The sequence below is a fragment of the Kitasatospora sp. NPDC127111 genome (assembly GCF_042677465.1).
In the GTDB taxonomy this organism is placed as follows: domain Bacteria; phylum Actinomycetota; class Actinomycetes; order Streptomycetales; family Streptomycetaceae; genus Kitasatospora.
The window spans coordinates 16,892-30,069 of sequence record NZ_JBHXTG010000095.1 but is presented as its reverse complement, the minus strand read 5'-3'; the positions used below and the strand labels follow the sequence as shown (position 1 = coordinate 30,069).

Annotated in this window: 10 protein-coding genes and 1 pseudogene; 6 read left to right on the top strand and 5 right to left on the bottom strand. The window is 74.6% G+C overall.

Annotated features, from left to right (window positions below; all coding sequences use genetic code 11):
* Together ACFVHB_RS35965 and ACFVHB_RS35960 are read left to right on the top strand one after the other, a co-directional pair.
* Window positions 1–5,327 (top strand): annotated as a pseudogene (locus ACFVHB_RS35965) (hypothetical protein); the annotation flags it as partial.
* Window positions 5,328–5,434: 107 nt separating this feature from the next.
* Window positions 5,435–6,199: a hypothetical protein gene (locus tag ACFVHB_RS35960; protein ID WP_380330845.1), complete on the top strand. Its 765-nt coding sequence runs from the start codon at window positions 5,435–5,437 to the stop codon at window positions 6,197–6,199.
* Between the two features lie 56 nt (window positions 6,200–6,255).
* Here ACFVHB_RS35960 and ACFVHB_RS35955 read toward each other — a convergent pair whose 3' ends face one another.
* Window positions 6,256–6,630, bottom strand: coding sequence for an ACT domain-containing protein (locus ACFVHB_RS35955; RefSeq protein ID WP_380330842.1), 375 nt, complete (start codon window positions 6,628–6,630; stop codon window positions 6,256–6,258).
* Window positions 6,631–6,958: 328 nt separating this feature from the next.
* On the opposite strand from ACFVHB_RS35955, the gene ACFVHB_RS35950 reads away from it, so the two are divergent.
* Window positions 6,959–7,675, top strand: coding sequence for a rhomboid-like protein (locus ACFVHB_RS35950; RefSeq protein ID WP_380330839.1), 717 nt, complete (start codon window positions 6,959–6,961; stop codon window positions 7,673–7,675).
* A 184-nt stretch (window positions 7,676–7,859) separates the two neighbouring features.
* On the opposite strand, the gene ACFVHB_RS35945 is transcribed toward ACFVHB_RS35950, so the two are convergent.
* Window positions 7,860–8,708 carry an NAD(P)H-binding protein gene (locus ACFVHB_RS35945; protein WP_380330836.1) on the bottom strand — a complete coding sequence of 283 codons (849 nt, stop codon included), beginning with the start codon at window positions 8,706–8,708 and terminating at the stop codon, window positions 7,860–7,862.
* Window positions 8,705–9,133, bottom strand: a complete 429-nt coding sequence (locus ACFVHB_RS35940) for a nuclear transport factor 2 family protein (protein ID WP_380330833.1) — start codon at window positions 9,131–9,133, stop codon at window positions 8,705–8,707. Before ACFVHB_RS35940 ends, ACFVHB_RS35945 begins: the two co-directional genes overlap by 4 nt.
* An 87-nt stretch (window positions 9,134–9,220) precedes the next feature.
* Here ACFVHB_RS35940 and ACFVHB_RS35935 point away from each other — a divergent pair, with 87 nt between their 5' ends.
* Both ACFVHB_RS35935 and ACFVHB_RS35930 read left to right on the top strand, forming a co-directional pair.
* Window positions 9,221–9,871: a TetR/AcrR family transcriptional regulator gene (locus ACFVHB_RS35935; protein WP_380330830.1), complete on the top strand. Its 651-nt coding sequence runs from the start codon at window positions 9,221–9,223 to the stop codon at window positions 9,869–9,871.
* Between the two features lie 222 nt (window positions 9,872–10,093).
* Window positions 10,094–10,693, top strand: a complete 600-nt coding sequence (locus ACFVHB_RS35930; RefSeq protein WP_380330827.1) for a GNAT family N-acetyltransferase — start codon at window positions 10,094–10,096, stop codon at window positions 10,691–10,693.
* Window positions 10,694–10,761: 68 nt separating this feature from the next.
* Here the strand turns inward: ACFVHB_RS35930 and ACFVHB_RS35925 are convergent, their stop codons facing one another.
* Window positions 10,762–11,292 carry a hypothetical protein gene (locus tag ACFVHB_RS35925; RefSeq protein WP_380330824.1) on the bottom strand — a complete coding sequence of 177 codons (531 nt, stop codon included), beginning with the start codon at window positions 11,290–11,292 and terminating at the stop codon, window positions 10,762–10,764.
* 337 nt (window positions 11,293–11,629) lie between these two features.
* Here ACFVHB_RS35925 and ACFVHB_RS35920 point away from each other — a divergent pair, with 337 nt between their 5' ends.
* Window positions 11,630–12,907: an aspartate aminotransferase family protein gene (locus tag ACFVHB_RS35920; protein WP_380330821.1), complete on the top strand. Its 1,278-nt coding sequence runs from the start codon at window positions 11,630–11,632 to the stop codon at window positions 12,905–12,907.
* On the opposite strand, the gene ACFVHB_RS35915 is transcribed toward ACFVHB_RS35920, so the two are convergent.
* Window positions 12,882–13,127 (bottom strand): hypothetical protein, encoded by a 246-nt coding sequence (locus ACFVHB_RS35915; protein ID WP_380330818.1) that lies wholly within the window; start codon window positions 13,125–13,127, stop codon window positions 12,882–12,884. The two genes, ACFVHB_RS35920 and ACFVHB_RS35915, sit on opposite strands and share 26 nt — an antisense overlap.
* Between the last annotated feature and the right edge of the window lie 51 nt (window positions 13,128–13,178).

The following is a 13,178-nucleotide window of genomic DNA, read 5'->3' as shown; positions in this document are numbered from 1 at the left end:
GCCCCGGCCCGGAGGCGGCCGTCCGGCGCGCCGCCGGTCCGCGGCCGGCCGCCGAGGAAGGCCCGGGCGTCGGGCCCGCCACCGCGGACCCGCGTCCCCCGGGTCCCCGTCCGCCGGCCCCGACGGCCCGGCTCGACCCCACACCGCGCTTCGTCGTCCGTTCCGGCTTCGAGGCGCGCCGGGTCGCCCACGAGGGGAGGACGGTCACCGACCTGACGGTCCGGATCGCCTTCCGGGGCGGCGGCTCCGGACACGACGTCGCGGCGATCTGGCGCAGGGTGACCGAGGGCGTCGAGGAGCACTACAACCGGCCCGGCCACCGGCTCGCCAACGGTGACCGGCTGCACGTCACCGTCCTGCCCGCCGCCCCGGGCGAGTCGGCGCACCTGACGGTCGACCTCGTCGGCCGCGACCGGGGCATGGACCAGCGGTCGTGGTGGCCGGACGCCGAACCGGTCGACTACGCCCACGAGGTGGGCCACCAGCTCGGCCTGCGGGACGAGTACCGCACCACGGACCTGCCGCACCGCCCCGACGGCGCCGGCAGCCTGCTCGGCGACTACCGGGCCCCGGCCCCCGGAGGACTGCGGCAGGCCGGCCTGCGCGAGCGGCACCTCCAGCTGATCTCCGCCGCCGTCGGCGACCTGGCCGCCCCGCCCGCCGGCCCGCACCACCCGACCTGGGACCAGGCGCGGGCCGCCGCCACACCCCACGACCGCGGCAACGCCTGGGTGGACCCGGTCTCCGACCCGCTCAAGCGGCAGGGCGGCGGGGCCAGGCTGCGCCCCGTCGGCGCGCCGGCGGTCGCCCCGCGTACGCACACCACCCCGACCGGTTCGCACGGCACGCCCGGGGGCACCGCCGCCGGACCCGGGCACACCGGCGGTGCCGCGGTCGGCAGCGCCCAGCAGGCACCGCCCGACACCTCCAACAACTCGCTCATCATGCAGCCGGGTTACGCGTCCGGCGACCAGTTCGGAATCTGCGTCTCGCTCCTGCACGAACCCGACATGCACGTCCTGATCGCGCGCGGACCGGCGTTCGGCACACCCGGCCACGACCCGGTCCAGGACAAGTCCCGGGCCATCGCCGACTTCTACCGCTCCAGCGGGATCGACGACAGCCGGATCCACTTCGTCGACGTGCCGGGGATGGAGAAGCGCGGCGTCTGGCGGGCCCTGAAGGGCGAGGCCGAGCGGATCGCGAAGCAGGACTGGGGGATCCAGAAGTCCTACCGCGACATGTACCAGGTCAAGGAGATCTGGGGGGTCACGGACGGCACCGACTACGTGGGCCGGTACTTCTCCCACGAGCTGCGGGACACCGTGCGGACCGCCTGGGGTCTGACGGACGCCCACGACGGCCGGATCGGCGACTGGCTCGCCGGACGCGGGATCCACCTGCCCGCCGCGCCCGGTCGGGTCCTGGTGCTCTGGTCCCGCTTCACCGGCAAGGCCACCCAGTGGAACGACCTTCGCAGCCGGATGGAACACGACACCGGCTTCCAGGGCATCCGGCAGATCGTGCGCGACGTCGCCGGCTTCTACGACGCGGTCATCATCACCGGCGACCCGCATCCGAACCCGGCGAAGAGCGACAAGTGGGACGACGTCGTGGTGCAGCTGCGCACCGACCTGGAGACCGACACCGTCCACCACATCACCGGCTTCTGGAAGGGTACTTCGCCGGAGCTCACCTCCTGGGGCGGCAACACCCGTACGGGCCAGTTCCTGCTCTACGACTACCTCGCCCGCCACCACCAGCTCGACCACCTCGGCTTCCGCTCCGGGAACCTGGAGGCCGTCGCGCTGATCGGCCACCGGGTCTCCTACCTGGAGGAGGAGGGCGCGAGCGGCGCGGCCCGGATGGAGCAGTGGCACGACGAGCGACACGGCTTCACCCGGAAGGGCGGCCTGGCGCCGGGCTACGAGCGCGTCATCGTCCCCGACCCCCCGACGGCGTCCGGCCGGTACTCCAAGCAGTTCGACACGGACAGCCACAGGGCGACCGGTTTGGAGTACCGACCGCCGGCCGAGCACGCCTGGTGGCGCAAGCCGGTCGAGGTGTACGGACACGAGCGCGGCTTCGGTCTCGACGGACTCGACTCCATCCGCCACCAGTTGGGGCTTCCGGCGGTCGACCGGGACCACGGCGCCGCCGCCTTCTTCACCGACCGGATCCGGCACGTGGCACGCAAGTACGAGACGCTGCGCCACGCCGTCGTCACCTACGGGGGCGACAGCCAGGAGGTGCGCCAGTACCTGGCCCCGTACGACGCGTACTTCAGGACGCCGCCCGAGCAGTACCAGGGCGGGCCCGAGCAGCTGTACCGGGCCATCGTCCACGGCGGCCTGCCCGCCCTGCCCCAGCTCTGGGAGTACTACCGCGGCCTCGTCGTGCAGTCGTACCTCCGCTCAGCGGGCGCGCAGGGAGCGTTCGGCCCGCAGGGGGGTGCTTCCCAGGGTGCGCACGGCGCGGCGGGCGGTCACGGAGCGCCGGGGTCCGGCGAGCTCCCGCCGCGGGCACCGCAGACCGACGGGTCCGGGCGGACGGACGGTGCGGTCCGGGAGGACGGTGCGGCACGTACGGACGGTGCGGTGCGTACGGACGGTGCGGTGCGGGAGGACTCCGCGACGCGGCAGGACACCGTCGCGCCGGACGCCGCCCGGCAGCTCTACGGCATCCCCGAGAAGAACTTCGGCAAGTTCCGGCGGCTCGCGCAGGAGCGGCGCCTGGTGATCGACGTCCGGCCGACCAATACCGAGGCCCCCAGATGGCTCGACCAGGGGATGCTGCCCAAGCCCAAGGACATCAAGGCCAAGACGATCAACGAGCTGGACGTCCACCTGGGCGCCAGCCGCGAACACGTCGGCCTGGTCGGCTACTTCGAGCCGGTGCCGCCCTCGCACGAAGGCCTCGACGCGGCGACCCGGGAGCGCCTGGACGCGCGGTACCGCCAGCGCGCGCACGAGTTCGCCGAACTGGCCCCGGTCATCGCCCGGTTGACCGCGGAGGGCCGGTTCCGGGTGGAGAACGGTCTGGTGCTCGGTCAGGACGGGCACGGCGAGTGGCGGGCCATCACCGGCGACCACGACGTCTTCGACATCTCCAGCCCCGGCGGCTCCCGGCTCACGCCGAACCGGTACGGCAGCGTGGTCGAGGAGATGATGGCCAACGACATGGCGGTCATGCACGGCGCGCACAGCTACTGGGAGCCGCAGTCGCCGTTCAGCAAGGGCATCTTCGACAAGATCAACGCCTCGCACCTGCCGGGCGGCGAGCCGCTGGTCCGCTTCCGTCCCGACGCCGACCGGGCGGAGCTCGTCCACGCCGTCGAACGGCCGGGACGGCCGGAGGGCCCGGCACCCGCCGCGCGGCCGGAGGCCCGGGCGTCGTCGGCGCACCCGCCGGACGGGCTCCCGTCCGCCGTCCCGCCCGCGCCCGACCACGTCTCTTCACCAGGCCCCGCGCCCGCCCAGCGCCGTGCCTTCGCCTTCACCGAGGGCTCGACCGAGCTGGCCGGGGCCGAGTCCGCCCGGCTCGACGCCTTCGCCACCGAGCTGGCCCACGACGTGGCCGGGCGTGCGGCCGCCGGGCTCCCGCTGCCGCGCCTCACGGTCACCGGCCACGCCAACGGGACGGTCGCCGGCCGCCCGCACTTCGGCCGGGCGATGGCGATCGGCCGGGAACGGGCCGAGGCCGTCGCCGCCGCCCTCGTCCGGCGGCCCGACACCCACCTGGCCGACCGCGACCCCGGCCCGACGGCGGCCGACCTGGAGATCACCGTGCGCTCCCGAGGGCAGGAGCCGCCCGACGGCGAGGACGCCGGCCGGGCCACCGGGCAGACCCTCCGTCAGGTCGTGGTGACCGTCGAGTACCCGACCGCCACCGCCGTCGACCAGTACGCCGGGGAGGTCGCCCCCCGCGCCCCCGCCGCGGATCCGCACACCCCGACCGAGGGCACCAGTACGGCCACCGGTGGGCACGGCACCCCCACCACCGGTGGGCACGGCACCCTCGTCACCGGCGGCCACGGCACCCTCGTCACCGGCGGCCACGGCGCCCCCTCGGCCGGTCCGCACACCCCGGCCGAGGGCAGCGGCACCGCCGCCGGCCGGAACGCCACTCCCGCCACCGACCGGTTCGGCGCCTGGAACCTCTCCCCGAAGGACCGCGAAGACCTGGACGTCGCCGTCCGGCACGGGGTCGACGACGAGACCCTGACGTACCTGTTCAGCGACGGCCCCCGCCCCGAGCACGCCGCCGCCTTCATCGGCGAGCACCCCTCCTGGGTCGACGAGCGGGCGCTCGGCCGCTGGGCCGTCGGGCTCAAGCTGACGCCCAAGTACGAGACCACGGTCGCCCTCAACCGGCTGACCGCGGCGGGAGAGGGGCCGCAAGGGCGCTCGCTGCTCTACCTCGGTGCCAACTCCGACATCGAGCACCCGCTCTTCACCACCCGTGCCACCGAGATGACCCTGGTCGGGGTCGATCCGAAGGGCCTCACCGAGGCGACCCGCGCGGCTCACCTGAAGGAGGTCGTCGGGGCGCTGGAGCGCTCGCTGCGTTCCTACGCCGGGCAGGGTCACACGATCGCCTCGGTCACGGAGCCCACCGGTCGGGTGACCACGATCACCGTCGAGGGCCCGGACGGGCCGGTGCTCACCGTCGACTACCACGCGCTGACGTACGACGAGTACCTCGAAGCCCACCCCGGCGAGCGGTTCGACGTGGTGATGGACAAGGACTCCTGGCTGCTGGACTGGCGGTCGGAGCAGGCCGTTGCGGAGACCGTGACCGGTCTGCTCGCCGACGGCGGCACGTGGGTCGGCGGCACCCACCTGATGCCCTCCGTCGAGGCCGGCTTCACCCGGACCCCGGACGACCGCCTCGGCCCGGCGGCCACCATGTGGAGCGGCTACCAGGAGCTGCACGTGCGCACCCCGTCCGGCCGTCCGGCAGCCGCCACCACCCGCCTCGACGACCTGCTCTCCTCGGTCGCCAAGGTCACCGAGACCCGCTTCAAGTTCCGTGACTTCACCTTCGACGAGGACAAGTACCGGGAGATGCTGGCGGGGGATCTCGAGTACGTGCTGCCCTTCCACGAGTACTTCAACAGCTCCGACGCCGCCCGGAACACCGCGAGCGCGATCGAGCTGCTCCCCGGCGTCGCGGAGCACCTCGCCGCCGAGATCGCCTCGTTCGCCGCGCGGAGCGGCGACTTCAGTCCCCGGCGCATCCTGGCCGACCTGGCGCGGCTGCTCGAACTCGACCCCGCCCTGGTGCTGCCCCCGGACGGGGCGGAGGGACGGGGCGCTGCCGAGTGACCCGCCCGGAACCTCCCCCGTGCGGGCCCGCCCGGCCGGCGTCCGGCCAGGTCCGGTCGCCTCCGGCCGCGCCCACCCGCACCGGCGGGGCGTCTATGCTGGCGGCCGTGATCGAGCTCCCCGGCTTCGCCGTCCTGCTGGCCCGTCTGCTGGACCACCGGGGCCTGGCGCCCGCCGACCTGGCCCGGCGGGCGGAGGCCGCCGGGCCCGAGGTGGCCGCGGTCCTCGCCGGCGCCGCGCCCGAACCCGCGCTGCTGCGCCGGCTCGCGCCCACCCTCGGCCTGGACGCCGCCGACCTCTTCGAGCTCGCCGCCCTGCCGCTGCCGGAGGACCTCGCCCCGGCCGGTGGCATGGCCACCACCTCGATCACCGGTGTGCTGCGGCTCGTCCTCGCGCTGCCGCCCGCCTCCCGGGCCGAACTCCGCGCGCGCGTCGCCGGGTTGCCGTCCGCACGGCACCGCGGGCGGATCGAGGGCCTGCCCGCCGCCCTGCCGGACCGGCACACGCCGGGGAACGTGCTGATGCGGATGGTCGCCACCCGCAACCTCGGCTGGAACGGTACGGCGAAGGTCGTCCAACTGCTGACCGGCCGCTCCCGGATGGCCACCGCCTACGGCCGGATCGCCTCCGGCGAGGCCGAGTTGACCCCGGACCTGGTCGCCGACCTCGCCACCGTCCTGGCCCTGCCCGCGGCGGACCTCGCCGCGGTCCTCGGCCTCCCGCTGCCGGCGGCCGCCCCGGCCGCCCCGGCCGCCCCGGCGCCGGGCGAGGCCGTCACCGACGCCGCCCTGCTGCTCCGGGACCTCCGGCGGCTGGGCGTCGAGCAGTTGCGCGAGGCCGAGGACCTCGCCCGGGCCCTGTCGTCGGCCTGAGCCGCCCGCACCGCGAGTGCCGGTGCCCGACCGTCCCGGGCGTCCGGGCGGGTCGGTCAGGCCAGTTCGTGGCCCGCGTCGCGCAGGGCGGCCGCCGCCGCGGGCACCCGCGCGGCCGGCACCAGCACCAGGTCGGCGTCGACGGTGGAGGCGACGAAGACCGGGATCGCGGCGGCGGCCAGCGGCGTGAGCAGGGCCGCGAGCATGCCCGGCACGTCGAGTCCGTGCGCGGTGTCGCCGCCGTAGAGCGCGGTCCAGCGTTCGGTGTCCGCCGTGTCCTCGGGGCGGGCGCGCCGGATCACCGTCAGCCCCTCCGGCGCGCGGACCAGGGCGAGCCACTCGCCGTCGGGCACCCGGGCGCCGTGGTCCAGCCGCTCGACGACGAACGCGTGGGGGAGGGGCCGGAGCCGCTGCGGGACGAAGGAGGTCATCGGGGCCGTCCGCTTCCTTCTGCTCGGGGTCGTGACCACGCGGTGCACGATCGGTGGATGCGTGCCCGCCGGGTCGACGGAGACGACGCTTGGAGGGGTGCCCGCTCAGTATTCCGGGGGAACTGAGGCCCCACCAGATCGCCCTCCTGCCGCCGGACCGGTCGCGCACCGGTCGCGCACCGGTGACGGACCGGTCGCGAACAGCCCGGGCGTCCGTGTGGGAGGCTGAACCCGAGCGGGCCCGTGGGCGTCCAGGCGGAGGGGCGCCCGCCCCTCACCCCTCACCTGCCCCCTCACCCCTCACCTGCACAGCGCGGAGAAGTCCCGGATGAAGCTCATGTCCTCGCGGTCGGCCACCGGTGCCGGGCCCGCCCAGGCGCCGTCGGGCGTGCCCGTGCCCCCGCTCCGCCGCCTCGCGGAGGGTGTCCGCCGGTACCCGCGGCGCTCACCGGTCACCTTCGGCTTCGTCTGCCTGCTGCTGGCCGGCCACGCCTGGGTCGTCCACGGCAGCTCCGCCGACCTGCTCCAGTACCTCAGCACCAACGTCATCAACCTCGCCGACCACCCGGTGGTGGCCCTGCCCGGCAGTGCGCTGTTCTTCGACGGCGACCTGACCCACGTCTCCTCGCTCGCCTTCGGCGCCACCGCCATCACGCTGGGCCTCGGCGTCGTCGTCTGCCTGGCCGGGCTCGAACGCCGGCTGGGCGCACCCCGGGCCTTCGGCGTGTTCTTCGGCGGCCACGTCCTCGCCAGCCTGCTGACCGCCGCCGTCATCCTCCTCGCCCTCGACCGCGGCTGGTACCCCGAGGACGTGCGGACGGCGACCGACTTCGGCATCAGCTACGGCGCGCAGACCGTCCTCGCCCTGACCACCGCCGCCCTGCCGTTCCGGTGGCGGCTGCCGTGGGCGGCCTTCGTCCTCGGCTGGCCGCTCGGCGGCCTGGACGGCCCCGGCCCGCTCCCCGACTTCACCACCGTCGGCCACCTCCTGGCGGCGCTGATCGGCTTCGCCCTGATCACCGTCCCGCGCCTGCGTCGCCGCTGACCGCGCGTGCGCCGCCGCTGAGCGTGCCTGCGCCGCCGCTGAGCGCGTCGGGGGCCGGTCCGTCCGTCACGGCTCCTGCGCCGCCGCTTCGGCGACGTCGGGCCGGCCCTCCACACGCCCCGGCCGGCCGCTGCCCCCGCCACGGCCCGCCGGGAGCGCGGCCGGTGCGCACGCCGAGCCTGGGTCAGCGGCGTCGGCCCAGTTCCCGTTCGGCGACGGTCCGGAAGTCGGTCGGCGGGCGGCCGGTGATCCGCCGGACGGTGTCGGTGGTGCGGTCCTCGGCCCCGTCGGCGATGCCCCGGTCCAGATCGGCCAGCAGCGTGGCGAATTGGAGCGGCATGGTGGCGGCCAGCCGGTCGCGCAGCTCTTCGTGGGTGAGCCCGCGGTGGACCACCGGGCGGCCGGTGACCTCGGTGAGGACGGCGGCGACGTCGTCGTGGCTGAGCGCCTCCGGCCCGGTCAGCACCAGGTCCGTCTCGGGCACCTGGTCGTCGGTCAGGACCCGTACCGCGACGGCGGCGATGTCGTCGGCGTCGACGAAGCCGACCCGGCCGGCGCCGGTGGCGGTCAGGAGGGTGCCGTGCTCGCGGATGCCCTCGGCGTGGGGGTGCGTCCCGGTGAAGTTCTGCATGAACCACGAGGGCCGCAGGACCGTCCACTGCGCGAAGCGCCCGCGCAGGGCCCGGTGGACCTCGCCCACCGCCGGCCCCCCTTCGGGGACGGCCGAGGAGCTGAGGAGGACCGCGCGGTGCACGCCGGCGGCGCGGGCCCGGTCGAGGAAGGGCAGCATGACCGCGGCCGGCTCCGGGTCGCCGACCGGCGGGACGAGGTAGATCCGCCCGGCGCCGTCGAGGGCGTCGGCGAAGGTGGCGGGGTCGTACCAGTCGAAGCGGACCGGTTCCGCGCCGGGGAGCGGGGTGGCGCGTCGGCCGGCGGCCCGGACGCGGTGGCCGGCGGCGACCAGACCGGCGACGGTCCGGCTCCCGGTGGTGCCGGTGGCGCCGATGACGAGGGTGGTGCGGGCGGTGGTCATCGGGCCGGGCCTCCGGCGAACTCCAGGCCGGGTTCCTGGGCCGCGAGCGGGTTCCAGTAGTCGCGGTAGGAGGTGAACCGGCCGTCCCGGACGGTCACGACGGCGATGTAGGTCATGTCGAAGGGGCGGCCGGTCGCGACCAGGCGGCCCACGCCGCGCATCTCGACGACGATGGTGCCCGGATCGGTGGTCCGGTGGATCCGCAGGTCGGGGAAGTCGTGCAGGTCGACGTGGTCGGGGTAGTGGCGCATGTAGGCGGCGACGGCGTCCCGGCCCTCCAACCGCCGGGGCCAGCCCGGTGGCGCGAAGGGGAACTCCATGACGCCGTCCTCGGCCCACAGGCCGACCCAGGCGGGGATGTCCTTGTCGAGGAGCAGGCGCAGGCCGTGGCGGTAGAGCTCCGCCGGCGGGGTGTGATCGGGCATGGGTCCTCCGTCCCGTACGATACGGACCGCTGGTCCGCTTTTTGAAAGATACGGACCCGCGGTCCGTATCGCAACCGGAGGTTCCCCGTGACCGAGCGCAAGCCCCGCAAGGACGCGACCCGTAACCGGGAGGCCGTCTTCGCGGCCGCCGACGCCCTCTTCGCCGAGTGCGCCCGCCCGGAGGACGTCACCATGGCCGACATCGCGGCGGCCGCGGGGGTGGGCAAGGGGACGCTCTTCCGGGCCTACGGCGACCGCACCGGCCTGATCCGCGCGCTCTACGAGGCCCGGCTCGAACCGGTCAGGCACGCCGTCGAGGTCGGCCCGCCGCCCCTGGGCCCCGACACCCCGCCGCTGGAGCGCGTGCCCGCCCTGCTCGACGCCCTGCTCTGCCTCAAGCTCGACAACCGCCACCTGGCCGTCGCCCTGGAGGGGACCGGCGCGGACAGCCCCTACCGCACCGGGCACTACGCGCGCTGGCACGCCTTGCTCCGGGACCTGCTGGAGCGGATCCCGGGAACGGCCGGGGCGCGTTCCGCCGACTTCGCCGCACACGCGCTGCTGGCCGCCACCCGGGCCGATCTCGTCGCCCACCTGGCCGGCGAGGAGGGCGTGCCGCGCGAGGAACTCCGCACCCGGCTGGCGGAGTTCACCGCCTCGGTGCTCGGCGCCGGCGCGGGGGCCGAGCCGCGGCGGCCGGGGCCGTCGGGGCCGTCGGGGCCGCGCCCGCTGGGGTAGGGCGCGGCGGGAGGCGGCCGGGGGCGGCCCGGTGGCCGCCGACGGCTACGTCGTCTGGCAGTACCCCCACCCGCAGCCCCGGGGCCGGCCCGGACCGGTGCGGCCCGTTGCCCGATCGGCACGGCGGGGCGACGGGGAGATCCAGCCGGCGTTGATCGGATGTCTACTCGCGGCTGCTCTACTGCGAGCACTGACCTTGTTGAGACCTCGGGGGGTCCGACCATGAATCGCACGCCCGTACGCCCGCCCGCGACGCTGCCGGTCCTGGAGACCGCCCTCGTCCGACTGCGGAACCACCGCGCCGACGACCTCGACGCCATGCGCCTGGTCTGGGGCGACGCCACCGGGATGCGCCACCTCTCAACCGGCGTCATGGACGACACCCGCATCCGGCGCAAGCTCGACGAGGCCGTGGCGACCGCCGCCGAGCTGCCGCGCCGTCACTACCAGCTGGCCGCGTGCCTCCAGGGCGACGACCGCCCCATCGGCGGCATCCGCCTCGACGTCGAGGACGACACCACCGGCTACTCCGGGGTCTTCACCATGGCCCGGCACCTCCGCGGCTCCGGGTGCGCTCCCGAGATCGGCTGGCTGATGCTCAAGCTCGCCTTCGCCGAGCTCGGCCTCACCCGGGTGTGGAGCATGGCCTCCCTGGAGAACACCGACGCGGTCCGCGCGATCACCCGCTTCGGCTTCACCCCCATCGGCGAGACCGAGCGCTACTTCGCCGAGGCCGACACCACCATGCGCCTGGTGGTCATGGAGGTCCTCGCCGACACCTGGCGCGCCATGCCCGTCCCGACCGGCCCCGACCCCGCTTGACCCCCCGGCGGCGGGCGGTGGCGCGGCCCTCGACCACCCGCCGGTCGAGGGCCGCACCCCCCCGCCCTTCACCGAGCCGCGCGCGGCCCCCACCAGCCCGGGGAAACGCTCAACGCCCACACATCGCCCGCTTGGTGGATCTCCGGGTCGTCGACATCATGGTCGCCACCCCCGTACGGGTCGGGATCGGCGATGACGAAGACACGCGCGCCGGACTCGGGCACGAGGTAGCGGTGGACGTCCCCCGAGAGGTCGTCGGGCTCGACCGTGCACCCCAGGGACAGGATGACGGACCGCAACTCCTCGAACCGGACACGGCGGGCGAACTCCCCGTACGTCCGTTCCAGGGGCGGCGGCACGCAGGCGTCGTGGATCAGCCGGTGGACCTGCACACTGATCCCGAAACAGGACACGGCCCCCTCGGCACCCGAGAACGAGAGCTCCAGCAGCCCGTAGTCCCGGCGCAGCAACCCCTCGTCGCCGTCGTCGAGGTAGTCCGACCCCACCGTGCCCTCCCACTCGGCGGGGCCGGACCCGATTCCGACCCCGAGGACGTCGCACCGCGTGGCGACGTGAGCGTAGAAGTCCAGGTCGGGCACCTGTCGACCTCCTAGATCTCGGTCATCCGTTCCGACCGAACCCTAACGAGCCCCGCCGCCGGATGGCCTGGCCGGATGGTTACGGCTCGGTCTGCTCGTTGCAGCGTCAGTCGTGCGGCTCGGATTGCGGCATGGTTCAACTCGCGGCGCGAGGCCGGAACTTACCGTCTTCCGGCCAGGCTCGGCCTCTCCGCCACGTGGAGTCGCGGCCCGTGTCGCGGGCCGTTAGCCGGGCCTGCGGGCCGGGGGCAGGGTAGCTTGCCTGAGAGCCGTCCACGCGTCCCGGCTGGCCGGCAGAACGCCAAGTCGATGCTGTCGCAGGGAGAGTGAGCCTCGCATGTCGAACCTGCTCGGCCGCCATCGCGCGGTCATGCCGAGGTGGGTGTCGCTCTACTACGACGAGCCGATCGAGATCGTGAGCGGCAAGGGGCGTCGGGTCACCGACTCCCACGGGCGTAGCTATCTCGACTTCTTCGGCGGCATCCTCACCAACATGCTCGGGTACGACGTGCCCGAGGTCCGGGAGGCCGTGGAGCGACAGCTGCGCACCGGGGTCGCGCACACCTCGACGCTGTACCTCATCCGCAGCCAGGTGGAGTTGGCCGAGCGGATCGCGGGGCTGTCGGGCATCGCGAACGCCAAGGTGTTCTTCACCAACTCCGGCACCGAGGCCAACGAGACGGCGCTGCTGCTCGCCACCAATGCCCGCAGGTCCGACCAGGTGCTCGCCCTGCGCAACAGCTACCACGGGCGCTCGTACGCGGCCACGGCCGTGACGGGCAACCGGAGCTGGAAGAACTCCTCGCTCTCGCCGGTCAACGTGCACTACCTGCACGGCACCGACCGAGCACGCTTCCCGCAGCTGTCGGACGAGGAGTTCCTGGCCTTCTGCGCGGACGATCTGCAGCACGTCCTCGACACGGCCACCGCCACCGACGTCGCCTGCCTGATCGTCGAGCCCGTCCAGGGCGTCGGAGGCTTCACCGCCGCACCGGACGGGCTCCTCGCGAGGTACCGGGAGGTTCTGGACCCGTACGGGATCCTGCTGGTCTCGGACGAGGTGCAGACCGGCTGGGGCCGTACCGGAGAGCACTTCTGGGGTATCCAGGCCCATGGGGTGACGCCCCACGTCATGACCTTCGCGAAGGGTCTGGGGAACGGCTTCGCGATCGGCGGTGTCGTCGCGGACGGCGCGCTGATGGACGCCCTTCCGGCCAACGGCATCTCCACCTTCGGAGGCAACCCGATCGCGACGGCGGCTGCCGGGGCCACACTCGACTACCTGCTCGCCCACGACCTCCAGTCCAACGCGCACCGGCTCGGCCGCCTGCTGATCGACGGCCTGCGGACGGCGGCGGAACGGCTTCCGATCGTGCGGGACGTCCGGGGCAAGGGGCTGATGTTCGCCGTCGACATCGTCGACCCCGGCACGGGAGCGCCGAGCCCGGCGCTGGCCGCCCGGGTGTTGGAGCACGCGAGGGAGCGGGGCCTGCTCATCGGCAAGGGCGGCCTCCACGGCCACGCTCTACGAATGGCTCCTCCGCTCACCCTGACCGAGGACGAGGCCGGGGAGGGGCTCGACATCCTGGTCACCTCACTCGCTGCCGCCTGCTGAGCCGAGTACGGCAGCAGGCCCACCCGACACGCCACTTCCTGGCCGCGCGGGTCAGGTCGAGTTCGCCCGCGTGGACGGCGGCCAGCGGCGCGTCGATCTCGGCGTCGTCGGTCGGGCCGGCCGCGACCAGCTGGCCGCGCACGTGCCGGATGGCGGCCGCCTCCCGCCGGTCGCGGGCCGGCCCGCCGACCGGGAAGGAGCCCGCCGCGGCGACAGCCACCGACCCGCCTCGCACACTTGGCAGTCGACCGCCTCTGGTGGTCGGGCGGCG

Excerpts from the sequence above, each read along its gene's own strand:
- ACFVHB_RS35955 (WP_380330842.1), bottom strand. The coding sequence starts at position 6,630 with ATGACCTCCTTCGTCCCGCAGCGGCTCCGGCCCCTCCCCCACGCGTTC.
- ACFVHB_RS35950 (WP_380330839.1), top strand. The coding sequence starts at position 6,959 with ATGAAGCTCATGTCCTCGCGGTCGGCCACCGGTGCCGGGCCCGCCCAG.
- ACFVHB_RS35945 (WP_380330836.1), bottom strand. The coding sequence starts at position 8,708 with ATGACCACCGCCCGCACCACCCTCGTCATCGGCGCCACCGGCACCACC.
- ACFVHB_RS35940 (WP_380330833.1), bottom strand. The coding sequence starts at position 9,133 with ATGCCCGATCACACCCCGCCGGCGGAGCTCTACCGCCACGGCCTGCGC.
- ACFVHB_RS35930 (WP_380330827.1), top strand. The coding sequence starts at position 10,094 with ATGAATCGCACGCCCGTACGCCCGCCCGCGACGCTGCCGGTCCTGGAG.
- ACFVHB_RS35920 (WP_380330821.1), top strand. The coding sequence starts at position 11,630 with ATGTCGAACCTGCTCGGCCGCCATCGCGCGGTCATGCCGAGGTGGGTG.